The sequence below is a fragment of the Actinomadura sp. B10D3 genome (assembly GCF_039871695.1).
Taxonomy (GTDB): domain Bacteria; phylum Actinomycetota; class Actinomycetes; order Streptosporangiales; family Streptosporangiaceae; genus Spirillospora; species Spirillospora madurae.
The window spans coordinates 245,436-269,785 of sequence record NZ_JBDPLY010000005.1; the positions used below are offsets into that span (position 1 = coordinate 245,436).

Below are 24,350 nucleotides of genomic sequence, written 5' to 3' on the forward strand. Positions count from 1 at the left end.
CGGGCCCGGCACCGGCCCGCCACCCCACCGGGCGACGAACCGGCCCAACTCACTCCTCGTCCGCCCCCGAACCGGCAGCGCCCTCACCGGCACCCTCATCACCCTCAGCGGCCTCCCCGCCGCCCGACGTGATCCCCGACCCACCGTCGTCCCCCGCCGACAGCAGATCACCGATCCGCGCCGCCGACAGCCGCCGGAACAACCGATGCTCACGATTACGGTCCAGCACGGCCACCTCCAGCGACCGCGCCTCCAACCGCCGCTCCGAATCCTGCGCCTCCAGCGCCCGGACCGCCGTCCGCAACGCCTCCTCCAGCGACGAACCCTCCCGGTACCCGTCCTTCAGCGACTGCGCCACCGCCTCGGCCTGCCCGCCCATCGCGACATAACCGTGCTCATCCGCCACCGAACCATCGAACGTCAACCGGTAGATCTGATCCGTCTCCGCGTCCTCCCCCACCTCCGCGACGACCAGCTCCACCTCATACGGCTTGTTCGTCTCCGTGAAGATCGTCCCCAGCGACTGCGCGTACACGTTCGCCAGACCCCGCGCCGTCACATCCCGCCGGTCGTACTGGTACCCGTTGATGTCCGCGTACCGCACCCCGCCCAGCCGCAGATTCTCGAACTCGTTGTACTTCCCCACCGCCGCGAACGCGATCCGGTCATAGATCTCACTGATCTTGTGCAGCGCCCGCGACGGATTGTCCGCCACGAACAGGATGCCGTCGTCGTACTGCAGCACCACGACACTGCGGCCCCGCGCGATCCCCTTACGCGCATAGTCCGCCTTGTCCTTCATCTGCTGTTCGGGCGACACATAGAACGGCATGGACACCGGTCAGGATCCCTTCTATCGCAGCGGGGCGGTCGGACCGCCCGGCGAGTCGTAACGTCCATCGACGACGGCCTGCGCCAACGCGCCCACCTCGTCCTCGCCCAGCCGGCGGTACCCGTCCGACGTCACCGACGCCACCACGGGAAAGATCCGGCGCGCCAGATCCGGACCACCCGTCGCCGAATCGTCATCGGCCGCGTCGTACAGAGACTGCACGCACACCAGCGCCGCATCCTCCGCCGACAGATCCGGCCGGTACAGCTTCTTCAGCGCACCCCGCGCGAACACCGACCCCGAACCGATCGAATGGAAGTCCCGCTCCTCGTACCGGCCACCCGCCGGATCGTAGGAAAAGATCCGCCCCTCGTCCCGATCCTCGTCGTAGCCCGCGAACAGCGGCACCACCGCCAGACCCTGCATCGCCATGCCCAGGTTCTGCCGCACCATCGTCGCCAGCCGGTTCGCCTTCCCCTCCACCGACAGCGTCCGGCCCTCACGCTTCTCGTAATGCTCCAGCTCCACCTGGAACAACCGCACCATCTCGATCCCGATCCCGGCCGTCCCCGCGATCGCGATCGCCGAGAACTCATCCGCCCGGAACACCTTCTCGATGTCGCGCTGCGCGATGACGTTGCCCGCCGTCGCACGCCGGTCCCCCGCCATCACCACCCCGCCCGGGAAACCCACCGCGACGATCGTCGTACCATGCGGGATCTCATCACCCGCACGCGACGCGGGCGGCGTCCGCCCACCGGGCAGCAGCTGCGGGGAGTACGCCCCGAGGAACTCCGTGAACGACGACGTGTCCGGGCTCGCGAACAACCCCGGCAGACGTCCGGTGTACGAATCGTGGGACGCCACGCGACTCCCTTCCCCTCCACATGCGCCGGATCTCGACCCCCCGGCGCGGACGTCTACGACCCTACTGTTCAAGGTCGCCCGCGCGCATGCCACGCTCCCCCGCCCCGATCAGCCCACGGCGAACCCGCCCGCGCCTCCACACCGGACCGGGAAGCATCCTGGAGCCCGTCAACGCGCTAGTTCCTCGACCATGAGCGCGTATGAATCCTGGATCTTCTTCAGGCACTGAGAGAGCCATGTCGGCCCCTCGTGGTCGTCGTCAACCACCCATATCGTCCTGCGGTGGCGTCCGTCCGCCTCTCGATGACGTTCCCAGTCGGCCTTCGCCGCCCTCCGTGGATCCACGTCGGGGACCGTGAACGACAACCGGATCGCCCCTTCGTTCGAGGGCATCTCCCTGACCAGCTCGCCCAGTAGGTAGTCCGCCGCTCGCCTCAACGAGACCGGATCGTCGCCGAACTGGCCCATCCCAGTGTTGCAGCCACTGCACGCGATCCCGCGTACGGCACCGGTAGCGTGATCATGGTCGATGTGCTCCGCCGGGAACTCGAAGCAGACCGCACAGTGACCCGACTGCATCGTGAGCAGCCAATGCGCATCCGCGTCGTCGATCCCGTACCTCCGGCGCAGATGCTGCTCGCGGGAGCCGCTGGCAGGCCTCACCCTCCTCCACCATTCGCGCTCTTGCAGGTACCGGCGGCCGGCGAAGACGGGCCTGCCGAGCTCGAGGACCAAGCTCCGCGCATGTGAGCCCTCGAGTTCGAGGTACTCGGCGGCGAGCCGGAGACGTTCCGGATCGTCTCCGAACTGCCCCAGCCCTCCGTTGCACTTGAAGCACAGGACCCGGCGGACGAGCCCCGTTCTGTGATCGTGATCTACCTGCTCCGCCGCGGACCGCAAGCAGATGACGCACATGCCGCCTTGATCCGCGATCATCTGGCCGACCTGGTCCTCGGTCAGGCCGTAGCGATGCTTCAGCAGATAGTTGCGTGCGCTTCCATGCTTGCGGTTCCTGTTCTCTGCCATGACCTTGGCATGGCATGGACGGCAGTAGTGGGTCAGCCCTGACCGGGACGCACGGTTACGCCCGAACTCATCGACCGATTTGATCTCTGTGCACTGCGGGCAGTACTTCATCCCTTCAGGGACATCCGAATGTCTGCGGTACGGTCGGGCTTCCTTGCTTAGATTCGCCTGTTTCTTTCGGTACGCGCGGCTGTTGCGTAGGCCGAAGCAGACCTTGCAGTAGTAGGCCAGGCCGTCGCTGGACGACTTGTTCTTCCAGAACTCCGTCGAGGGTTTGATCATGCCGCAGTCGCGGCATTTTTTCGAACGCATGGGCGAGACCTTAACGGTCTCGCCCACACCTTCGATGCCGCTATTTGGTTATGCGGAGAATGTCCACATCCGTTGCCCGATCAGAATGGCCGAGCAAATCGGACATATGGGTTCATTCCCCCCCTTTTTGGATATATGCACGGACAAAGTCTTCTGCGTTCTCTTCCAATACTTCGTCTATTTCGTCCAGAATTGAGTCCACGTCGTCCGTGAGCTTCTCCTGGCGCTCCTGCACGTCCTCGGTGGTCGTGGCCTCGGTCTCTTCGACCTCTTCCGTGCGCCGGGTGGTCTGCTTCTGACCGCCGGTGTCCTTCGTGGCCATTCGGTACCTCCGCTCTGCCGGTCCTTCGACCCTATCTCCGATCTTCGGCCGCCAGCGAATCTTGAAGACCCGTTTCGCCGCCTCCACCCCGGGGGCCGGGGACTTGCTCGGGTTATCGCCGGTCGGTGCACCGGTGAAACGGGCATAGCGGTCACGAAACCGAGACCTCGGCCGTCGCCGCAGGTCAGCGGAGTGCGTTCGAATTCGATAGCTGCGCTATCCGACGGGTGCGCGAACGGGCCGGGCGGCGTTCTCGCCGCCCGGCCCGGAGAGGCTCTGCCCGGAAAGGCTCTGGTTCAGCTCTGGCCGGTGAGGGTGGCCACGAGGTCGGCCGCGGTGCGGCAGCGGTCCAGGAGGGCGCCCACGTGCTGCTTGGTGCCGCGCAGGGGCTCCAGGGTGGGGACGCGCTGCAGCGACTCCCTGCCGGGGACGTCGAAGATGACGGAGTCCCAGGAGGCGGCGGCGACGGATTCGGCGTACTGGCGCAGGCAGCGGCCGCGGAAGTAGGCGCGGGTGTCCTCGGGCGGGTCCTCGACGGCGTCCTGGACCTCGGCCTCGGTGATGACGCGGTCGATGCGGCCGCGGTCGACGAGGCGGTTGTAGAGGCCCTTGTCGGGGCGGATGTCGGTGTACTGGAGGTCGACGAGCTGCAGGCGCGGGTGGGACCAGTCGAGGCCGTCGCGGCTGCGGTAGCCCTCCAGGAGGGAGAGCTTGGCGACCCAGTCGAGTTCGCGGGAGAGCTGCATGGGGTCGTCGCCGAGGCGGTGCAGGACGGATTCCCAGCGGTCGAGGACGTCCCTGGTCATCTCGTCGACGTCGGCGCCGAAGCGGTCCTCGACGTATTTGCGGGACTGCTCCAGGTATTCCATCTGGAGTTGGACGGCGGTCATCTTGCGGCCGTCGCGGAGGGTGAGCAGGTGCTTGCAGGACGGGTCGTGGGAGACGGCGCGGAGTGCGGCGACGGGCATGTCGACGGAGAGGTCGACGGTGAGGAAGCCGTCTTCGATCATGGCGAGGACGAGGGAGGTGGTGCCGAGCTTGAGGTAGGTGGAGAGCTCGGCCATGTTGGCGTCGCCGATGATGACGTGGAGGCGGCGGTATTTCTCGGGGTCGGCGTGAGGTTCGTCGCGGGTGTTGATGATGGGGCGCTTGAGGGTGGTCTCGAGGCCGACCTCGACTTCGAAGAAGTCGGCGCGCTGGCTGATCTGGAAGCCGTCGCCGCGGCCGTCGACGCCGATGCCGACGCGGCCGGCGCCGCAGACGACCTGTCGGGAGACGAAGAAGGGGGTGAGGTGGCGGACGATGTCGGCGAAGGGTGTCTCGCGGCGCATGAGGTAGTTCTCATGGCAGCCGTAGGAGGCGCCCTTGTTGTCGGTGTTGTTCTTGTAGAGCTGGATGGGGTGGGTGCCGGGGACGAGTGCGGCGCGCTGGGCGGCGTCGGCCATCACGCGTTCGCCTGCTTTGTCCCAGATGACGGCGTCGCGGGGGTTGGTGCATTCGGGCGCGGAGTACTCGGGGTGGGCGTGGTCGACGTAGAGGCGGGCGCCGTTGGTGAGGATGACGTTGGCGAGGCCGAGGTCCTCGTCGGTGAGCTGGGTGGGGTCGGCGACCTCGCGGGCGAGGTCGAAGCCGCGGGCGTCGCGGAGGGGGTTCTCCTCCTCGAAGTCCCAGCGGGCTCTGCGGGCCCGTGCGGCCGATGCCGCGAGGTAGGCGTTGACGACCTGGGACGAGGTCACCATCGCGTTGGCCCCTGGCTGGCCGGGTACGGAGATGCCGTACTCGGTCTCGATGCCCATCACCCGCCGAACACTCATATCGTCGAGCCTATCGGGGCCGGGAGGGTGGAGCCATGGGGCCCGCTCTTCGCGGGGGGTGTGGCGTGGCAGGCGTAGGCGGCGGCCCCTGGTGTGGGGGCCGCCGCGTACGGTGTCACGGTCAGGGCCGGGTCAGAGGTACTGGCCGGTGTTGGCGACGGTGTCGATGGAGCGTCCGGCTTCGGAGCCCTTGGTGCCGGAGACGAGGGTGCGGATGTAGACGATCCGCTCGCCCTTCTTGCCGGAGATGCGGGCCCAGTCGTCGGGGTTGGTGGTGTTGGGCAGGTCCTCGTTCTCGCTGAACTCGTCGACGCAGGCGGCGAGGAGGTGGTTGACGCGGAGGCCTTTCTGGCCGGTGTCGAGGAACTGCTTGATGGCCATCTTCTTGGCGCGGTCGACGATGTTCTGGATCATCGCGCCGGAGTTGAAGTCCTTGAAGTAGAGGACTTCCTTGTCGCCGTTGGCGTAGGTGACCTCCAGGAAGCGGTTCTCCTCGCTTTCGGTGTACATGCGCTCGACGGTGCGCTGGATCATGGCCTCGATGGTGGCCTCGGTGGAGTTGCCGTGTTCCTTGAGGTCGTCGGGGTGCAGCGGGAGTCCGTCGAGGATGTACTTGGAGAAGATGTCCTTGGCGGCTTCGGCGTCGGGTCGTTCGATCTTGATTTTGACGTCGAGGCGGCCGGGCCGCAGGATCGCGGGGTCGATCATGTCCTCGCGGTTGGAGGCGCCGATGACGATGACGTTCTCGAGGCCTTCGACGCCGTCGATCTCGCTGAGGAGCTGCGGGACGATGGTGTTCTCGACGTCGGAGGAGACTCCGGATCCGCGGGTGCGGAAGATGGAGTCCATCTCGTCGAAGAAGACGATGACGGGGGTTCCGGCGGAGGCCTTCTCCCGGGCGCGCTGGAAGACGAGGCGGATGTGCCGCTCGGTCTCGCCGACGTACTTGTTGAGGAGTTCGGGGCCTTTGATGTTCAGGAAGAAGCTCTTGCCTTCCTGGCCGGTCTTCTCGGCGACCTGTTTGGCGAGGGAGTTGGCGACGGCCTTGGCGATGAGGGTCTTGCCGCAGCCGGGGGGTCCGTAGAGCAGGACGCCCTTGGGTGGCCGGAGCTGGTGCTCGCGGAAGAGGTCGGCGTGCAGGTAGGGCAGTTCGACGGCGTCGCGGATCATTTCGATCTGCGATCCGAGGCCGCCGATCTCGTTGTAGGAGATGTCGGGGACCTCTTCGAGGACGAGTTCTTCGACCTCGGCCTTGTGGATCTTCTCGTAGGCGTATCCGGAGCGGGGTTCCAGCATGAGGGAGTCGCCGGCCCGGAGGGGGACGCCGCGGAGGGGTTCGGCGAGCTTGACCACGCGCTCCTCGTCGGCGTGCGCGATGACGAGGGCGCGTTCGCCGTCGTCGAAGAGTTCCTTGAGCATGACGACTTCGCCCTGCTCTTCGAACTTGAGTGCTTCGACGACGTTGAGGGCCTCGTTGAGCATGACCTCTTGGCCGCGCTGGAGTTCGTCGACGTCGACGGCGGGGCTGACGTTGACGCGGAGTTTGCGTCCGCCGGTGAAGATGTCGACGGTTCCGTCGTCGCGTGCTTCGAGGAAGACACCGAATCCGGAGGGTGGTTGTGCGAGCCTGTCGACCTCCTCCTTGAGTGCGACGATCTGTTCGCGAGCCTCTTTGAGGGTCGCTACGAGTCGCTCGTTCTGCCCGGTTACCGCGGCAAGGTTGGCCTGTGCCTCATGGAGGCGTTCTTCTAGAACACGTACTTGGCGGGGGGATTCCGCGAGCTTGCGGCGCAGCACGGAGATCTCCTCCTCCAGGAAGGAGATCTGCGTTTGGAGGTCTCTGACCTCCTTTTCGTGCTGCGCCCTGCGCGCCCCAGCATCGTCACGAGCGGCCACGCCCCGTCACCTCCTCACGAAGAGAGCCGACGACCTACTGAGACCCTACCTATCTGGAGGGCTTCCGTAACCTGCCCATTCGGTGTTCGTGTCGTGCGGGGGTGTTCGGGGAGGGTTGCGGGGGGTGTCGTGGGGGTGGGGTGGGGTGGGGTGTTACGGCGCTTGGACCTGCGGTTTCGTGGGTGCCGGTGGGGTGTGGCGGGGGGATGCGCGGTGGGTGTCGCGGGAATGTGATCTAGGACTCTGCGGTGGGGTCGGGCGTGGCGTGTCCGTTGGCGGTGGGGTGGGCGCCTTTGGCGGGGCGGCGGCGGCGTACGGGCGGGGTGACGCCGTCGGCGAGGCGGCGGGCGGTGACGAGGAAGCCGGTGTGGCCGATCATGCGGTGGTCGGGGCGGACGGCGAGGCCGTCGACGTGCCAGGTGCGCAGGAGGGTTTCGAAGGCGTGGGGTTCGGCGAAGGAGCCGTGGGCGCGGAGGTCTTCGACGATGCGGGACATCTGGGTGGTGGTGGCGATGTAGGCGCAGAGGATGCCGCCTGGGTTGAGGGCTTTGGCGACGGGGTCGAGGGTTTCCCAGGGGGCGAGCATGTCGAGGACGACGCGGTCGGCGCCGGTTTCGGTGAGGGTGTCTTCGAGGGAGCCGACGGTGAGGGTCCAGGAGGGGTGGGGGGCGCCGAAGAATTTCTCGACGTTGGTGCGGGCGATGTCGGCGAAGTCGGGGCGGCGTTCGTAGGAGTGGACGTGGCCGTGTTCGCCGACGGCGCGGAGGAGGAAGCAGGTGAGGGCGCCGGATCCGGCGCCGGCTTCGATGACGCGGGCGCCGGGGAAGATGTCGGCCATGGCGATGATCTGGGCGGCGTCCTTGGGGTAGACGACGGCGGCGCCGCGGGGCATGCGGAGGGTGAAGTCGGTGAGGAGGGGGCGGAAGGCGAGGTATTCGGTGCCGCCGGTGGAGCGGTACACGGTGCCTTCGGGGTTGCCGATGATGTCGTCGTGGGGGACGGAGCCTTTGTGTGAGTGGTAGTGCTTGCCGGGTTGGAGGGTGATGGTGTTGATGCGGCCTTTGGGGTCTGTGAGCTGAACCTGGTCGCCGGGGCGGAAGGGGCCGGTGGGGGCGCGGCCGGGGATGGGGGTGGTGCGGTGCGGCGTGGGTTCGCTCATGGGGGTCAAGGCTAGCGGCGGGTGGGGGCGGGTTCGGCCGTGCCGCGGGTGGGGCGGGGGGTTCAGATGCCGGTGAAGGTGCGGTCGACGTCGGTGGTGGCGAGGACGCCGTAGACGCGGCCGTCGGGTTCGGTGAGGAGGTACTCGGAGGCGGGTGCGCGGCGGAGGGCGTCGAGGAGTTCTTCGCCGGCGAGGGTGGCGGGGAGGATGAGGTCGTCGTCGATGCCGCGGGAGAGTTCGCCGGCGGTGATCCAGGGGCGGCGGTGTTCGGGGGTGGCGGTGACGGCCTTCTCGTTGACGAGGCCGAGGGGTCTGCCGTCGTGGTCGGTGATGACGATGGCGCCGGCGTGGTCGTCGTGGGCGCGGCGGATGGCCTCGGCGAGGGGGGTGTCGGCGGTGACGAGGGTGGCGCGGCGGGCGAGGTGGCGTGCGGAGAGGTGGGGGATGCGGTCGCGGACGCGTTCGGCGCGGATGGCCTGGGTGGCGCCGACCCAGATGAAGGAGGCGACGAGGGCGGACCAGAGGAGGGCGAGCCAGCCGATGCCGCCGTCGTCGGCGGTGGTGTAGGTGGCGAGGTAGGCGCCGGCGATGAGGCAGGCGATGGCGACGGCGCGGCCGACCCAGCCGGCGAAGATGGCGCCGTTGCGGCTGTTTCCGGTGGCTTTCCAGACGGCGGCGCGGACGAGGCGGCCGCCGTCGAGGGGGAGGCCGGGGAGGAGGTTGAAGAGGCCGACGAGGAGGTTGGCGAAGGTGAGGGCTTCGAGGAGGAGGAGTGCGACGTCGGGGAGGGTGAGGGTGGCGTGGGCGAGGAGGCCTGCTCCGGCGAGGAGGAGGTTGGTGAGGGGGCCGGCGAAGGCGATGAGGAATTCGCGGCCGGGGGTGGGGGCTTCGCGTTCGATGGCGGTTTCGCCGCCGAGGATGTGGAGGGTGACGGAGCGGACGGGGAGTCCGAAGGCGCGGGCGGTGACGGCGTGGCTGAGTTCGTGGACGAACACCGAGCCGTAGAGGAGGACGGCGTAGGTGAAGGCGACGAGGTAGCTGGCGGGGCGGGTGACGACGTCGTGGACCTGTCCTTCGAACATGACGGTGACGAGGGCGGCGACCAGGAACCAGCTGGGCGAGACGTAGACGGGGACGCCGAGGATGCGGCCCATGCGGAGGCCGGGTCGTTCGGGGCCGTGGCCGTCCGGGCCGGGGGCGCCGGCGGGTGTTGTGCCCTGGGTCGGGGGCGCGCTGTGTGTCACGTCTTCGATGCTACGGCCCCGGGTGGGGCGGGGTGGTGCCGGGCGTGCGGGGTGTGGGGCGGGTGCGGGATTTTCGTCGGCGGTGTCGCCTACGCTGCTGTGCCATGACGACGACGGAGGCGGGTGGCGGGGTTTCGGCTGTGGCGGTGGTGGGGTCGTTGTCGCCGTCCCGGGCGGGCGATTTCATGACGTGTCCTCTGTTGTACCGGTTTCGGGTGATAGATCGGATTCCGGAGCGTCCGAGCGCGGCGGCGGTCAGGGGGACGCTGGTGCACGCGGTGCTCGAGCGGCTGTACGACCTGCCGACGGAGGCGCGGACGCCGGAGGCGGCGCTGGGGATGCTGGGGCCGGAGTGGGAGCGGCTGCTGGAGGCGGAGCCGGAGCTGGCGGAGCTGTTCGGGGACGGCGAGGCCGGGGACGCCGACCGCGAGGAGTGGCTGGGCCAGGCCCGGCGGATGGTGGAGCGGTACTTCACGCTGGAGGACCCGCGGCGGCTGGAGCCGGCGGAGCGCGAGCTGTTCGTGGAGACGGTGCTGGATTCGGGGCTGAAGCTGCGGGGCTACATCGACCGGGTGGACGTGGCGCCGAGCGGTGACGTGCGGATCGTGGACTACAAGACGGGGACGGCGCCGCGGGCGGACTTCGAGGCGCGGGCGCTGTTCCAGATGAAGTTCTACGCGCTGGTGCTGTGGCGGTTGCGGGGGCGGGTGCCACGTTTGCTGCAGCTGATGTACCTGGGCAACGGGGAGATCCTGCGGTACGAGCCGGACGAGGCGGATCTGCGGGCGACGCAGCGGAAGGTGGAGGCGCTGTGGGCGGCGATCCGGCGGGCGATGGAGTCGGGCGAGTGGCGGGCACGGGCGGGGCGGCTGTGCGACTGGTGCGACCACAAGGAGCGGTGCCCGGAGTTCGGGGGCACTCCCCCGCCGCTGCCGGCGGCGCCGGTGGACCGTCCGTCGCCGGCGGACCTGGAGGGGGCGCCGGCGGGGGCGGGTGCGGCGCTGGTGCGAGAGCACGACGATCTCTAGGGTGGGGCGGGCGGTGCCCGGGTCATCCTTGGGGAGGACCGCGGATCCGCGTCCAGGAGGGGGTCGGACCTGCCGCGGCCTCCTAGGGTGAGTGTCGTGTCACCCCGCATCCGTGGACTTCACGCCGTCCGCGCCTGGTTGCAGGCGCGTCCGACGGCGGCCGACGCGTTGCTCGCGCTGGGGCTGCTGGTGGTGGGCCTGCCGCAGATGTTCGTGGGCGAGTTCCCGCGGGGCGGCGGCCTGGAGGACTTCCGGAACCCGGACGTGTGGGACGGGCTGCTGGTGTCGGTGGTGACGCTCGCGCTGGTGTGGCGGCGGCGGCATCCGATGCCGGTGCTGGCCTTCATCATCGGCGGGGAGCTGGTGTTGTCGGCGGCGCAGTATCCGCCGTCCGTGCCGGATGTGGCGGCGTTCCTGATCGCGGTGTACAGCGTGGCGGCGCATCGGGGGCTGGCGCAGAGCGCGCTGGGGGGCCTGACGGCGTTCGTCTATTTCGTGGTGTACCTGGTGATGCTGCCGGTGGCGATCTCGCCGGTGGTGGTGATCACCGACTCCGCGCTGGTGATCGGCGTGTGGGTGCTGGGCCGGAACCTGCGGCTGCGGCGGGCGTACTTCGCGGAGCTGGAGGACCGGGCGGCGCGGCTGGAGCGGGCGCGGGGCACGGACGCGCGGGCGGCGCGGATCGAGGAGCGGTCGCGGATCGCGCGGGAGCTGCACGACGTGGTGGCGCACCATGTGAGCGTGATGACGGTGCAGGCGGGGGCGGCGCGGCGGATCATCGACAAGGACCCGGGGAGCGCTCGGGAGGCGATGTCGACGATCGAGGAGGTCGGGCGGACGGCGCTGAGCGAGATGCGGCGGATCGTGGGGGTGCTGCGGACGGACCGGGACCAGGACCGGGCGGGGCGGGAGCTGGCGCCGCAGCCGGGGCTGGGCGATCTCGGGGAGTTGCTGGACCATGTGCGGGAGACGGGGCTGTCGGTGCAGTTGTGGATCGAGGGTGAGGCGCGGTCGCCGTCGCCGGGGGTGGACGTGGCGGCGTTCCGGCTGATCCAGGAGGCGCTGACGAACACGCTGAAGCACGCGGGCCCGCAGGCGCGGGCGTGGGTGCGGCTGTACTACGGGGACGACGACCTGACGGTGGAGATCGAGGACGATGGGCGCGGCACGGCGACGTTCATGGCGGACAACGGGGACAATCCGGGTCATGGGCTGGTCGGCATGTACGAGCGGGTCGCGCTGTACGGTGGCGAGTTGAAGATCGGGCCGCGGGTCGGCGGCGGGTTCGGCGTGCGGGCCCGTTTCCCGCTGGAGGCGTGAGCCGGTCCGGGCGCCGGGTCCGGCGGGCCCGGCGGGGCCGTAGGGTTGGCAGGGCCGCCGTGGAGCGGCGGTCCGGTGAGGCGAGGAGCTGGCGATGATCGGTCCTGGACTGCGGCGGGCTGGGGCGGCGCGATGACCGCGGTGCGGGTGCTGCTCGTCGACGACCAGCCGCTGCTGCGGACGGGGTTCCGGCTCATCCTGGAGGCGGAGGCCGACATCGCGGTGGTCGGCGAGGCCGGGGACGGCGCGGCGGCGGTGGAGATGACGCGGTCGCTGCTGCCGGACGTGGTGCTGATGGACATCCGGATGCCGGGTGTGGACGGAATCGAGGCGACCCGGCGGATCATCCGGGAGGGCGCGGCGTCGCACGACCCGAAGGTGCTGATCCTGACGACGTTCGACCTGGACGAGTACGTGATCGAGGCGGTCCGGGCGGGTGCGAGCGGGTTCCTGCTGAAGGACTCCCCGCCGGAGGACCTGGTGCAGGCGATCCGGATCGTGGCGGAGGGCGACGCGATCGTGGCGCCGTCGGTGACGCGGCGGCTGCTGGACAAGTTCGCGAACCGGCTGCCGTCGGTGCGGGACGCGGCGCCGCCTCCGGGGCTGGACACGCTGACCCAGCGGGAGCGCGAGGTGCTGGCGCACGTGGCGCGCGGCCAGTCGAACGCGGAGATCGCGGCGGAGCTGGTGGTCAGCGAGACGACGGTGAAGACGCACGTGGGGAACGTCCTGGCGAAGCTGGGGCTGCGCGACCGGGTGCAGGCCGTGGTGTACGCGTACGAGACGGGGCTGAGCAGGCCGGGCCAGAGCTGACCGGGCCGGAGTCGCCCGTCGGCCGCGTGCCGCGGGGCCGGGGTCTCAGGGTGGACCTCAGCGTGGATCCCTGAGGCACCCCCGGCGCACGGGGGGTGGAGGTCTACTCCGGGAGGACGACGGAGGGTCGGCTCCTCCTGCCGTGGGTGGACGGCCAAGTCCGTTCCCTGGGTGCATCAAACGGGAAGAGCGGGCTTCTACTGTTTCAAGTGTCGGACCGCCGGGGGTAACGACGCGGTCCGGGCCCCCTTTCCTGGCTCACTCACACACGGGAGTATCACGTGACGAACACCGCCCCATCGACCGCCGGCGCGCAGACCGCGCCCGGGGCGGGCGAATTCGCCGCTCGTGCCCAGCAGATCGCGAAGGTGTACGGGCGCGGCGACGCCCAGGTCGTCGCGCTCGACGGGGTCACCGTCGGCATTCCCCGCGGCCGGTTCACCGCGATCATGGGCCCGTCCGGGTCCGGGAAGTCCACCCTCATGCACTGCATGGCGGGGCTGGACTCGGTGGACTCCGGGCAGGTGTTCATCGGGGACACCGACCTGACCCGGCTGAAGGACAAGCAGCTGACCCGGCTGCGCCGCGACAAGATCGGATTCATCTTCCAGGCGTTCAACCTGGTGCCGACGCTGACCGCGCTGGAGAACATCACGCTGCCGATGGACATCGCCGGGCGCAGGCCCGACAAGGACTGGCTGGACGGCGTGATCGACACCGTCGGGCTGCGGCCGCGGCTCAAGCACCGGCCCACCGAGCTGTCGGGCGGGCAGCAGCAGCGGGTGGCGTGCGCCCGCGCCCTCGCCTCCCGGCCTGAGATCATCTTCGCGGACGAGCCCACCGGGAACCTGGACTCGCGGTCCGGCGCCGAGGTCCTCGGCTTCCTGCGCGATTCGGTGCGGCGGATGGGCCAGACCATCGTGATGGTCACCCACGACCCGTCCGCGGCGGCCTACGCCGACCAGGTGCTGTTCCTGTCCGACGGGCAGATCGTCGACACGATGACCGGGCCGACCGCCGAGCGGGTCCTGGAGCGCATGAAGGGCTTCGACTCCGCCGGCCACAACACCCGCCCCGCGGGCGCACCGGAATCCGGGGTGTCGGCGCGATGATGGGCAAGGTCACGCTCCGCAACCTCGCGGCGCACAAGATCAGGCTGGTGCTGACGGCCGTCGCGGTGATCCTCGGCGTCGCGTTCGTGGCCGGCACGCTGATCTTCACCGACAGCATGAACAAGCAGTTCGACGAGCTGTTCAGCCGGGTCGGCGCGAACGTCGCCGTGGACGTGCGGGCCAAGAAGGTCGTGGACGGCGACGACGACGGCATGGCGGCGCAGCCGGTGCCGGCGACCGTTCTGAAGGCGCTGCAGGGCGTCGAGGGCGTCAAGGACCCGCAGGGTAACGTCAACGGGTACGCGGCCGTCGTCGGCAAGGACGGGAAGATCGTCGGGACGGCGCAGGACGGGCCGCCGCAGATCGGAGCGAACTGGACGGGCGGCGGGTCCTACGACCTGAAGTCGGGGCGCGCCCCGCAGGGCCCGAACGAGGTCGTCATCGACGCCAGGACGGCGGAGAAGGGCGAGCTCGCCGTCGGCGACACCACCCGGGTCGTCACCGCCGGGCCGCCCGCGAACATGAGGATCGTCGGGCTGGTCGACACGGGGAACCTGATGGGCGCGACCCTCACCGCGTTCGACACCCCGACGGCGCAGCGGCTGATGCTGAAGCCCGGCTACTTCAGCGACATCGAGATGGGCTCCACCGGCGTGCCGGAGTCCGAGCTGCGCGACCGGGTCGCGCGGGTGCTGCCGGCCGGCATGGAGGCCGTCACCGGTGAGCAGCTCCGCGAGGAGTCCAAGAGCGACATCGCGCAGATGATGAGCTTCTTCCGCACGTTCCTGCTCGCGTTCGCGCTCATCTCGATCTTCGTCGGGTCGTTCATCATCTTCAACACGTTCTCGATGCTGGTCGCGCAGCGGACCCGGGAGCTGGCGCTGCTGCGCGCGATCGGCGCGGCCCGCGCGCAGGTGACGCGGGCGGTGATCGGCGAGGCCGTCGCGGTCGGCGTGGTCGGGTCCACCCTCGGCCTCGCGGCCGGCGCGGGCCTGGCGTCGCTGCTGCAGTCGCAGATGGGCGACGCGGGGCAGGGCGGGCTGACGTTCACAGCGACCCCGGTGATCTGGTCGTACGCGGTGGGGATCCTGGTGACGGTCGTGTCGGCGTACTTCCCGGCCCGCCGCGCCGCGAAGATCCCGCCGGTGGCGGCGATGCGCGACGATGTGGCGCTGCCGCAGCGGTCGCTGCGGATCCGTGTCGCGCTCGGGTCGCTGCTCACCCTCGCCGGTGCCGGGCTGATCGGCGTCGGGCTCGCCGGGAACGGCGGGAACCCGGCGATCCCCGTCGGCGCGGGCGCGTTCGCGGTGTTCATCGGCGTGGCGATGCTCGCCCCGGTGATCAGCGTGCCGGTGATGAAGGTGCTGGGCGCGCCGTTCGCGCGGCTGATGGGGTCGCCCGGCCGGCTCGCGCGGCAGAACGCGCTGCGCAACCCGCGCCGCACCGCGGCGACCGCCGCCGCGCTGATGATCGGCCTCGCGCTGATCACCACGGTGAACGTGCTCGGCGCGTCGATGCGGGCGTCGGTGGACGAGCAGGTGGACGCGCAGTTCGGCGCGGACTACCTCGTCCAGGCCGAGGGCGCCGGCGGTGTCGGCGCCGAGGTCGCGCAGAAGATCGGGTCGGTGCCCGGGGTGGCGGCGGCGTCCCCCACCTACGAGGGCGACGCCAAGATCGCGGGGAAGAAGGCGTCGTACATGTCCGGCGACGTCCCGGCGGTCGTCAAGGGCGCCAACCTGGAGATCACCTCCGGTGGGGCGTCGATCGGCGGCACCGGGATGATGGTGGACGAGAAGACCGCGGAGGACAACGGCTGGAAGGTCGGGACGGCGGTCCCCGTGCAGTTCACCGACGGGAAGACCGAGCGGTTGACGGTGACGGGCGTGTACGCCAAGAGCGACCTGATCGGCAGCCGCATCATCTCCCAGCAGGCGTACCTGCGGCACACGGTGAAGCCCTCGGTCGACGCGATCGTGGTGGACGCCGCGGCGCCGTCGGCGGCGACGAAGACGGCGATCGAGTCGACGCTGAAGGACTACCCGAACCTGAAGGTGTCCGACCAGGCGTCGCTGAAGGCCGACGCCCGCAAGCAGATCAACGGGTTCGTGACGTTCCTGACGATCCTGCTGGTCATGTCCGTCATCATCGCGGCGGTCGGGGTCATCAACACCCTCGCGCTGTCGGTGATCGAGCGGACCCGGGAGATCGGGCTGCTCCGCGCGATCGGGATCTCCCGGCGGCAGCTGCGCCGCATGGTCCGGCTGGAGTCCATCATGATCGCCGTGTTCGGCGCGGCGCTCGGCATGGGCATCGGGGTGGCGTTCGGCGCGGCGCTGCAGAACGCGCTCGCCGACCAGGGCCTCGGCGTCCTCGCCGTCCCGTACGGGACGCTGGTGGTCTACCTGGTGGTGGCCGCGGTCATCGGTGTCCTCGCGGCGCTGTGGCCGGCGTGGCGGGCCGGGCGCATGGACGTCCTGAAGGCGATCTCCACCGAGTGACCCGCACGCGGCAGGCATAGGCGCAGCGGCGGCAACGGAGCCGCAACGGAAAGACCCGGTCCCCCCGGAAGGAGGGGCCGGGTCTTTCCTCGTGCGGGAGGCACGCCGGGAGAGGCTACTCCGCGGGCTCGGCGGCGTCGGCCGCGCCGTCGCCGGCGGGGGCGGGCGCCACCGCGGCCTTGGCGACCGCGTCGGTCGCGCTGACCGTGGTGTTCTCCGGGAAGTGGCAGGCGGCCTGGTGCCCCGGGGACAGCTCCACCAGCGGCGGCTCGACCTGCTTGCAGATGTCCTGCGCCTTCCAGCAGCGGGTGTGGAACCGGCAGGCGGGCGGCGGGTCGAGCGGGCTCGGCACGTCGCCCTGCAGCCGGATCCGCTTGCGCTCGCCGCGCTCGCTCGGGTCCGGGATCGGCACCGCCGACAGCAGCGCGTTGGTGTAGGGGTGCATGGGCCGCTCGTACAGGTCGGCCCGGTCCGCCAGCTCCACGATCTTGCCGAGGTACATGACGGCGACGCGGTCGGAGATGTGCCGGACCACCGACAGGTCGTGCGCGATCACCACGTAGGTGAGGTCGAGCTCGTCCTGCAGGTCCTCCAGCAGGTTGACGACCTGCGCCTGCACCGACACGTCCAGCGCCGACACCGGCTCGTCCGCGATGATCAGCTTGGGCTTCAGGGCCAGCGTGCGGGCGATCCCGATGCGCTGCCGCTGCCCGCCGGAGAACTCGTGCGGGTACCGGTTGTAGTGCTCGGGGTTCAGGCCGACCAGCTCCAGGATCTCCTGGACGGCCTTCTTCACGCCCTGCGGGGCCTCGATGTTCTGCAGCCGGAACGGGGCCCCGACGATCGCGCCGACCGTCTTGCGCGGGTTCAGCGACGAGTACGGGTCCTGGAAGATCATCTGCAGGTCGCGGCGGAGCGGCCGGAGCCGGCCCTGCGACATGTGGGTGATGTCCTCACCCTCGAAGGTGATCTTCCCGAAGCTCGGGTCCAGCAGCCGCATGATCATCCGGCCGGTGGTGGACTTGCCGCAGCCCGACTCCCCCACCAGCCCGAGCGTCTCGCCCTTGCGGACCGAGAACGACACCCCGTCGACGGCCTTCACCGCCGCGACCTGGCGGCGCAGCAGCCCCGCCGTCACCGGGAAGTGCTTGCCGAGGTTGTCCACCTCCAGCAGCAGCTCCCCCTCCCGCGGGGCGCGGGTCTCCTCGTCCGCGGCGGGCTGCCCGGCCGGCGTCTTGGTCGTGTTCACAGTCTCGTTACCACCCGTGCTCGTCACAGCTTCGCCCGGATCTCGTCGTTCCAGATCTGCCGCCGCTTCTCCAGGGGCAGATGGCACGCCGCCTTGTGGCCGGGCTCGACCTCCAGCAGCTCCGGCCGCTTGGTCGTGCTCTTGCCTTCGTTGAGGTCGGCGTAGGGGCAGCGGGGATGGAACGCGCACCCGGACGGCACGTTGATCAGGCTCGGCGGCGACCCCTCGATCGGCAGCAGCCGCTCCGACCGCTCCCGGTCCAGCCGCGGCATCGACCCGAGCAGCCCCCACGTGTAGGGGTGCAGCGGCCGGTGGAACGCGTCGTCGACCGAGGCGTACTCCGCCGCGCGGCCCGCGTACATCACCAGGATGTCGTCCGACAGCTCCGCGACCACCCCCAGATCGTGGGTGATCATGATGACGGCGGAGTTGAACTCCTGCTGCAGGTCGCGGATCAGGTCCAGGATCTGCGCCTGGACGGTCACGTCCAGCGCCGTCGTCGGCTCGTCGGCGATCAGCAGCTCCGGGTCGCACGACAGCGCCATCGCGATCATCGCGCGCTGCCGCATGCCGCCGGAGAACTGGTGCGGGTAGTCGTCCACCCGCTTGTCCGGCTTGGGGATGCCGACCTTGCCGAGCATGTCGATGGCGTGCTTGCGGGCCACCGCCTTCGACACGTCGTTGTGCACCCGGTAGGCCTCGATGATCTGGTGGCCGACCGTGTAGAAGGGGTGCATCGACGACAGCGGATCCTGGAAGATCATCGCCATGTTCCGGCCGCGGAGCCTGCGCACCTCCGCCTGCGAGGCGCCGACGATCTCCTTGCCGTCCAGCCAGATCTCGCCCGACACATCGGCGTTGCGCCGGTTGTGCAGGCCGAGGATGCCGAGGCTGGTGACGCTTTTGCCGGACCCGGACTCCCCCACGATCCCAAGGGTGCGGCCGCGCTCCAGCTGGAACGACAGCCCGTCGACGGACTTCACCAGCCCGTCGTCCGTCGGGAAGTGGATCTTCAGGTCGCGGACCTCCAGGAACGCCGTGGGGGCGTCGCCGGTGCCCGCGGTGTCCGCGGCGGGAGCGGTACCGGTCATCAGCCCAGCCTCACTCTCGGGTCGACGATGGCGTACAGCATGTCCACGATCAGGTTGATCATGACGATCGAGGTCGCCGTGAGCAGCGTGACGCCGAGCACCATGGGCAGGTCACCGCCCCGGATCGAGCTGATCGCGAGCTGCCCGAGCCCCGGGATCCCGAAGGTGTTCTCGGTCAGCACCGCGCCGCCGAGCAGCAGCCCGAGGTCCAGACCGAAGATCGTCAGGATCGGGGTCAGGGACGCGCGCAGCGCGTGCTTGGTGACGACGGTCCTCTCCGGCAGCCCCTTCGCGCGGGCGGTGCGGATGTAGTCCTCGTTCATCGTCTCCAGCATGCCCGCTCTGGTGAGCCGCGCGTACATCGCCGCGTAAAGGAACGCGAGCGTCACCCAGGGCAGCACCAGCGCCTGGAACCACCGCACCGGATTGTCGGTGAACGGGGTGTAGCTGCCGCCGCCAGGGAAGATCTTGAGTGTGTAGGAGAACAGCGCGAGGGACACCAGGCCGGTGAAGTAGATCGGCAGCGACACACCGCTCAACGCGATGATCATTGTCGTTCTGTCCCAGATCGTTCCTCTTCGCAGCGCCGACACCACGCCGGTGGTGATGCCGCCGGCGAGCCAGACGATCGCGGCGCCGAGCGCCAGCGACAGCGTCGCCGGGGCGCGGTCGAGGAGCGTCTCCAGGACCGGCTGGCTGCTGCGGAACGAGTACCCGAGGCACGGCGCGGGGCAGTGGTCGGTGACCGGGCCGGCCTTGTAGTCCTTGCCGACCGCGATGGCCTTCAGGTAGTTGCCGTACTGCACGATGACCGGCTTGTCGAGGCCGAGCCGTTCCTTGGTGTCCTGGATGGCCTCGGCGGTCGGGGCCTTGCCCACGTACGACGCCGCGATCTGGTCGGTGGTCTGCCCCGCCAGCTTCGGGAGCCAGAAGAAGATGCCGAAGGTCACCAGGCTGACCAGCAGCAACATGATGACGGCACCGATGAGGCGCCGGATGATGTATGCGAACACATTGCTCGGCCCCACCCGCCGGCCGGCGGGACCTGTGGGTCCCGGACCGGCCGGCGGGCGTCGCCTTCACCTGCCTTCAGATGGACGCACGGACGAGCGGAGGTGTCACTCCACGCCCATGTTCAGGTAGTCGTACATGCCGCCGTAGGCGTAGGTGATGCCCGCGTTGGTGACACGCTTCGGCCGGTACATCAGGGCCTTGGCGTAGATCAGCGGGACCTCCGTGCCGGACTGCATGACCAGCTTGTCGATCTCACCGTAGGCCTTCATGCGCGCGGCCTTGTCCGGGTTGGCGATCGCGTCGTCGAGCGCCTTGTTGATCGCGGGGTCGTCCAGCTCGGCGAGGTTGTTGCCGCCGGACGGCTTGATCGCGTCACCGTGGACGATCTGCGCCAGGAAGCCGTAGCCGGTCGGCCAGTCCGCCGCCCACGCCATGATCATCATGCCGATGCCGTGGTCGTGCACGTACTTCGGCACGCCGACGTACTTGTTGAAGTAGTCACCGGCCGGGAACTGCACGATGCTGACCTTGATGCCGACCTTGGCGAGGCTCTGCTGGATCGCCTCGGCCATCGCGACTTCCTTCGGCCGGTCGGACCGCGCCGAGATCTTGCTGGAGAAGCCCTCCGGCTTGCCGCAGGCCTGCAGCTCCTGCTTGGCCTTGTCGAGGGTGGCCTGGTCGAGACCGCCGCCCTCGGCCTGCTTCTGCGGGTACAGGTCGAACTTGGTGTAGCCCTCCACCGACGGCGGCAGCACCGTGGTGGCGACGTCGCCGCCGGCCAGCGGGCCTCCGTAGGCGGTCTGCGCGGCGACCTTGTCGGTCGCGTACTGCACGGCGAGGCGGCAGTGGACGTTGTCAAGCGGCTTGACGTGCTGGTTCAGCGACATGAACCGCAGGAAGCCCTGGACGGGGTTGTCGACGTACGGCTTCTGCTCGGGGGTCAGCACCTTCGGCTGGGTTCCCGACTGGACGCCGACGCCGGTGATGTCCATGTCCAGCGCGCCGGACAGCAGCCGCTGGTCGATGTCGTCCGCGTTCTGCTTGAGCTGGATGTCGATCTTGTCGGGCAGCGCCTTGCGGATCGGGTCCGTGCTCTGGTTCCAGTGCGGGTTCCGCGACAGCTGCATCGACTTGCCGCGCGTGTAGTTGTCGACCTTGTACGGACCGCTGGAGACGATGGAGGTCTCGTACTTGGTGCCGGTGTCCTTGGCCTTCGGCACCGGCATCGTCTGCGACATCGCGACCAGGTAGTCGAACTCCTGGAACGGCGTGTTCAGGTGGAAGACGATCGTCTGGTCGTCGGGGGTCTCGATCGACTTCAGGCCTGCGTCGCTCTTGTCGTCGTACGGGCCCTTGTAGGCGGGCTTGTTGTCGACGAGGTACTGCTTGAAGTACTTCGGCCCGAGCTGCAGCTCCTTGGTGTAGTTGCTGCGCTCGACCGCGTACTTGACGTCCTTGGACGTGACCGTGGTGCCGTCGTCGTACTTGACGCCGGTCCGCAGCTTGTAGGTCCAGGTCTTGCCGCCGTCGCTGGACTGGCCGAGGTCGGTGGCGAGGTCGGGGACGACCTCGTTGCTCTCGGTGCCGGCGGCGGGCTTGAACGTCGTCAGCGCGCGCCCGTACTGGCGGGCGATGTTCTGCGAGAACGCGTAGTACGTGTTGCCCGGGTCCGGCGAGTCGAAGTCGTCGGAGTCGCCGAGCTTGAGCGTCCCGCCCTTCTTGTCCGACTTGTTGACGACCTCGTTGACTCCGGCGTTGTAGCCGGGCCCGCTCCCGGACCCTTCGGAGTCTCCGCCGCCACAGGCGGCGAGCCCCGCGGCCGCGACCAGCCCGGCCGCCAAGACCGCGATTGGTCTCATCTTGTTCATGTGCAGGCGCACCCCTTCAAATAGACGGGTCGGATGAACCCGAGTCACTTGCCCCGAGGGTCGAGAGCGTCCCGCAGCCCGTCACCGAAGAGGTTGAAGGCGAGGACGGTGATGAAGATGGCCATACCCGGGATGATCATGTACATCGGGTCCGAGGAGTAGATCGGCACCGCGAGGGTCAGCATGCCGCCCCAGGACGGGGTCGGCGGGATGACGCCGACGCCGAGGAACGACAGCGCCGCCTCGAACAGGATGTTCGTCGGGATCAGCAGGGTCGAGTAGACCAGGATCGGGGCGACCAGGTTCGGCAGGACCTCCTTGAACAGCACGTAGCCGTTCTTGGCACCCATGCTGCGGGCGGCGTCGACGAACTCCCGCTCCCTGAGCGACAGCGTCTGCCCCCGGATGATGCGGCCGATGTAGGGCCAGTTGAAGAACCCGATGACCACGACCAGCACCGAGACCCGCAGGCCGTTGCCGTTCAGCCCGAACGCCCCGTCGGACACCACGCCGACCAGCGCGATCGCGAACAGCAGCAGCGGGAACGCCAGGAACGCGTCCATGGCCCGGCTGATGAGGTAGTCGACCCAGCCGCCGAAGTAGCCCGCGGTGATCCCCATGACCGTGCCGATGACCACCGACAGCAGGGTGGCCAGGAACGACACCAGCAGCGAGATCCGGGCGCCGTGCACGATCCGGGCGAGCATGTCGCGGCCGGTGCCGGGCTCGACGCCGAGCCAGTGCTCGCCGCTGATGCCCGAGTGCCAGAACCCCGACTTCGGCCGGTTGTAGGTCGGGTCGATGAGGTTCTGGTGGTAGGTCAGCGGGTTCTGCACGAAGTACGGGCCGAAGATGGCGATCAGGATGAGCAGGACGACGATCAGCGCGCCGGTCAGGGCGACCTTGTCGCGCTTCAGCCGCATCCAGGCGATCTGCCCGAGGGAACGCCCCTGGATCTTCTTTCGGTCGACACCGGCGAGGACCGATTCCGGTTGCGCCTCGGTGTCGGATCCGCTCACCTCGATGGGTGCGGCCACGCTCCATACCTCCTACCGTCCGGCCACTGGTTCGGCCACGCGTCGGCGCGTGACCGGCGGCCGCGGAGATCATCCGCTGCCTCCATGCCCGTTACGCCGCGTTTGCTGAAGGGAAACGTAGTCCTTCGGGCACGACTGTCCATCCGTGAAGCGACCTTCGCCAGTACCCGTATCTGACTTGTGATCTCGTCGTCATCTGGGCAACACGCGCTCGTACAGCACGCCGGACAAATCGTGCGAATAGTACGTACGTGTCAAGCTGGACAGGCAAGCCGCGGGCGGTCTAGACCGGGAAAGTTTACCGTACTGAGTCCGTTCCGAGATCGAACGTCCGCAGGTCAGCGCCGCGACGGACAGAAACGGCGGGCCGGGACGCACCCCTGGAAAGGGGTCGTCCCGGCCCGCCGGCGCCTCGTGCGCGGTGGGACCGCGGTGCGGTCAGGAGATGCCGCGGTCGCGCAGGATCTTCTCGATCTCCGCCATCTCGGGGTCGCCGCCGCCCTGCGCGGGCCCCTCCACGGCGCGCTTCTGCTTCTTCTCCGAGCGGCCCGCGGCCTTGGACTCCGCGCCTCGCCCGGCGGCCTTCCCACCGCCCGCCGCGCCGGCGCGGCGGCTCAGCATCGCCCCGGACGTCATGTAGAGCAGGACGGCCAGGCCGGCCACGACGACGCCCGCCCACTTCACCGGGCTGAACACCAGGTCGGCGAAGAACCCGGTCACCCCGGTCATCGCCGCCGCCAGCGGGACCAGGGACAGGGAGGCACCGCGCATCCCGGCCCCGGCGCCCCTGCGGCGGAAGGCGCCCCAGCTGATCACCAGCCCGACCAGGGTCACCCCGATGCTGATCGCGTAAATGACTTCGTCGCTCATGGCGGGCCCCTCACTCCGTGCGGTGGTGCTCCCTCCATCGTCACACGCGAGGCGGCGGTCCTGCTCCTCCCGTCGGACGGTTTGCGCCCGCTGCCGTCTCCTCCCTCGGCGGTACCCGCCCCCTAGGGTCCACCCCGCGGGTATCAGGCGGGGCGGGCGGCGCGGGTATCAGGCGGCGAGCGAGCGCAGCATCGCGAGGTCGACCTCGCGCAGCGAGGAGACCACCGTGCGTCCCGGCGCGGGCGGTATCGGCAGGACGCCGGGGACCGCGACGGTGGCGCAGCCCGCCGCCTCCGCCGCCGCGACGCCGTTCGGCGAGTCCTCCAGCACCACGCAGCGGGCGGGGTCGGCGCCGAGCCGGGCCGCGGCCGTCAGGTAGGGCTCGGGGTCGGGCTTGACGCGCTCCACCTCGTCGCCGGCGACGCTGAGCGCGAAGTAGGCGCGGCCGACGGCGTCCAGCACCGGCTCGATCAGCCGCCGGTGGCTGGAGGACACCAGCGCCGCGGTCACCCCGGCCTCGCGGACCTCGCCGAGCAGCTCCTTGGCGCCCGGCATCAGCGGGACGCAGGCGCTCAGCCGCTCGGCCATGCCGTCCAGCATCCGGCGGCCGACCTCCTCGCGCGAGGCCGAGGCGCCGGTCAGCTCCAGCATGTAGTCGGCGGCGACGTAGAGGGAGCCGCCGACGAGGTGCTCCTGGTGGGCGGGGCTCCACTCGCCGCCCAGCCACGCCATGACCTCCGTCTCGACCTCCAGCCACACGCGCTCGGAGTCGATGAGCAGGCCGTCCATGTCGAACAGCACGGCCTGCAGGCCCCCACGGGTCACGATTCTCCTCATCCGGTCGATCCTGGGTCGATATGCAGCCCTCCACACTAGCCGCCGTGATCAGCGCCTCTTCTTGGACGGGCCGTGCAAGAAGGCCGTGACGGATGGGTCGGCGGACCGATACCGTTCCCCCAGTGACTACCAACGGGTAAG

General features: G+C 69.5%; 20 protein-coding genes. 5 read left to right on the forward strand and 15 right to left on the reverse strand.

What is annotated here, in order from left to right; genetic code table 11:
- Positions 1-49: 49 nt before the first annotated feature.
- The 8 genes from prcA to ABGB11_RS11900 form a co-directional block, all read right to left on the reverse strand.
- On the reverse strand, positions 50-832 hold the full coding sequence (prcA, locus tag ABGB11_RS11865) for a proteasome subunit alpha (RefSeq protein WP_347631815.1): 783 nt from the start codon (positions 830-832) through the stop codon (positions 50-52).
- Positions 833-853: 21 nt separating this feature from the next.
- Complete coding sequence (prcB, locus tag ABGB11_RS11870) at positions 854-1,699, reverse strand: proteasome subunit beta (RefSeq protein ID WP_347631817.1); 846 nt, start codon at positions 1,697-1,699, stop codon at positions 854-856.
- 168 nt (positions 1,700-1,867) lie between these two features.
- A complete protein-coding gene (locus tag ABGB11_RS11875; RefSeq protein ID WP_347631819.1) occupies positions 1,868-3,064 on the reverse strand; it encodes an endonuclease VII domain-containing protein in 1,197 nt (398 codons plus the stop codon).
- Positions 3,065-3,149: 85 nt separating this feature from the next.
- Positions 3,150-3,359, reverse strand: coding sequence for a ubiquitin-like protein Pup (locus tag ABGB11_RS11880; RefSeq protein WP_089325987.1), 210 nt, complete (start codon positions 3,357-3,359; stop codon positions 3,150-3,152).
- A gap of 296 nt (positions 3,360-3,655) precedes the next feature.
- The gene (gene dop / locus ABGB11_RS11885; protein WP_024935909.1) at positions 3,656-5,173 is read right to left on the reverse strand and encodes a depupylase/deamidase Dop; all 1,518 of its coding nucleotides are present in this window, start codon (positions 5,171-5,173) and stop codon (positions 3,656-3,658) included.
- A 132-nt stretch (positions 5,174-5,305) separates the two neighbouring features.
- Positions 5,306-7,069 carry a proteasome ATPase gene (arc, locus tag ABGB11_RS11890; protein WP_347631822.1) on the reverse strand — a complete coding sequence of 588 codons (1,764 nt, stop codon included), beginning with the start codon at positions 7,067-7,069 and terminating at the stop codon, positions 5,306-5,308.
- A 235-nt stretch (positions 7,070-7,304) separates the two neighbouring features.
- On the reverse strand, positions 7,305-8,228 hold the full coding sequence (locus tag ABGB11_RS11895; RefSeq protein WP_347631824.1) for a tRNA (adenine-N1)-methyltransferase: 924 nt from the start codon (positions 8,226-8,228) through the stop codon (positions 7,305-7,307).
- Positions 8,229-8,290: 62 nt separating this feature from the next.
- Positions 8,291-9,472 (reverse strand): M50 family metallopeptidase, encoded by a 1,182-nt coding sequence (locus tag ABGB11_RS11900; RefSeq protein ID WP_347631826.1) that lies wholly within the window; start codon positions 9,470-9,472, stop codon positions 8,291-8,293.
- A gap of 104 nt (positions 9,473-9,576) precedes the next feature.
- On the opposite strand from ABGB11_RS11900, the gene ABGB11_RS11905 reads away from it, so the two are divergent.
- From ABGB11_RS11905 to ABGB11_RS11925, 5 genes are all read left to right on the forward strand, one after another.
- Positions 9,577-10,500 (forward strand): PD-(D/E)XK nuclease family protein, encoded by a 924-nt coding sequence (locus tag ABGB11_RS11905; RefSeq protein ID WP_347631828.1) that lies wholly within the window; start codon positions 9,577-9,579, stop codon positions 10,498-10,500.
- Between the two features lie 96 nt (positions 10,501-10,596).
- Positions 10,597-11,820: a sensor histidine kinase gene (locus ABGB11_RS11910; RefSeq protein WP_347631830.1), complete on the forward strand. Its 1,224-nt coding sequence runs from the start codon at positions 10,597-10,599 to the stop codon at positions 11,818-11,820.
- Between the two features lie 132 nt (positions 11,821-11,952).
- The gene (locus ABGB11_RS11915) at positions 11,953-12,633 is read left to right on the forward strand and encodes a response regulator transcription factor (protein WP_021593612.1); all 681 of its coding nucleotides are present in this window, start codon (positions 11,953-11,955) and stop codon (positions 12,631-12,633) included.
- Between the two features lie 281 nt (positions 12,634-12,914).
- Positions 12,915-13,745 (forward strand): ABC transporter ATP-binding protein, encoded by an 831-nt coding sequence (locus tag ABGB11_RS11920; protein WP_347631832.1) that lies wholly within the window; start codon positions 12,915-12,917, stop codon positions 13,743-13,745.
- On the forward strand, positions 13,742-16,243 hold the full coding sequence (locus ABGB11_RS11925; protein ID WP_347631834.1) for an ABC transporter permease: 2,502 nt from the start codon (positions 13,742-13,744) through the stop codon (positions 16,241-16,243). Before ABGB11_RS11920 ends, ABGB11_RS11925 begins: the two co-directional genes overlap by 4 nt.
- Before the next feature lie 115 nt (positions 16,244-16,358).
- Here ABGB11_RS11925 and ABGB11_RS11930 read toward each other — a convergent pair whose 3' ends face one another.
- From ABGB11_RS11930 to ABGB11_RS11960, 7 genes are all read right to left on the reverse strand, one after another.
- Positions 16,359-17,420, reverse strand: a complete 1,062-nt coding sequence (locus ABGB11_RS11930; protein ID WP_347631970.1) for an ABC transporter ATP-binding protein — start codon at positions 17,418-17,420, stop codon at positions 16,359-16,361.
- Positions 17,421-17,515: 95 nt separating this feature from the next.
- Positions 17,516-18,583 carry an ABC transporter ATP-binding protein gene (locus tag ABGB11_RS11935; protein WP_347631836.1) on the reverse strand — a complete coding sequence of 356 codons (1,068 nt, stop codon included), beginning with the start codon at positions 18,581-18,583 and terminating at the stop codon, positions 17,516-17,518.
- On the reverse strand, positions 18,583-19,596 hold the full coding sequence (locus ABGB11_RS11940; protein ID WP_347631838.1) for an ABC transporter permease: 1,014 nt from the start codon (positions 19,594-19,596) through the stop codon (positions 18,583-18,585). Before ABGB11_RS11940 ends, ABGB11_RS11935 begins: the two co-directional genes overlap by 1 nt.
- 105 nt (positions 19,597-19,701) lie before the next feature.
- Positions 19,702-21,456 carry an ABC transporter substrate-binding protein gene (locus tag ABGB11_RS11945; protein WP_347631840.1) on the reverse strand — a complete coding sequence of 585 codons (1,755 nt, stop codon included), beginning with the start codon at positions 21,454-21,456 and terminating at the stop codon, positions 19,702-19,704.
- 53 nt (positions 21,457-21,509) lie between these two features.
- Positions 21,510-22,502 carry an ABC transporter permease gene (locus ABGB11_RS11950; RefSeq protein ID WP_347631842.1) on the reverse strand — a complete coding sequence of 331 codons (993 nt, stop codon included), beginning with the start codon at positions 22,500-22,502 and terminating at the stop codon, positions 21,510-21,512.
- A 438-nt stretch (positions 22,503-22,940) separates the two neighbouring features.
- A complete protein-coding gene (locus ABGB11_RS11955) occupies positions 22,941-23,372 on the reverse strand; it encodes a hypothetical protein (RefSeq protein WP_347631844.1) in 432 nt (143 codons plus the stop codon).
- A 168-nt stretch (positions 23,373-23,540) separates the two neighbouring features.
- Positions 23,541-24,197: an HAD family phosphatase gene (locus tag ABGB11_RS11960; protein ID WP_347631846.1), complete on the reverse strand. Its 657-nt coding sequence runs from the start codon at positions 24,195-24,197 to the stop codon at positions 23,541-23,543.
- Between the last annotated feature and the right edge of the window lie 153 nt (positions 24,198-24,350).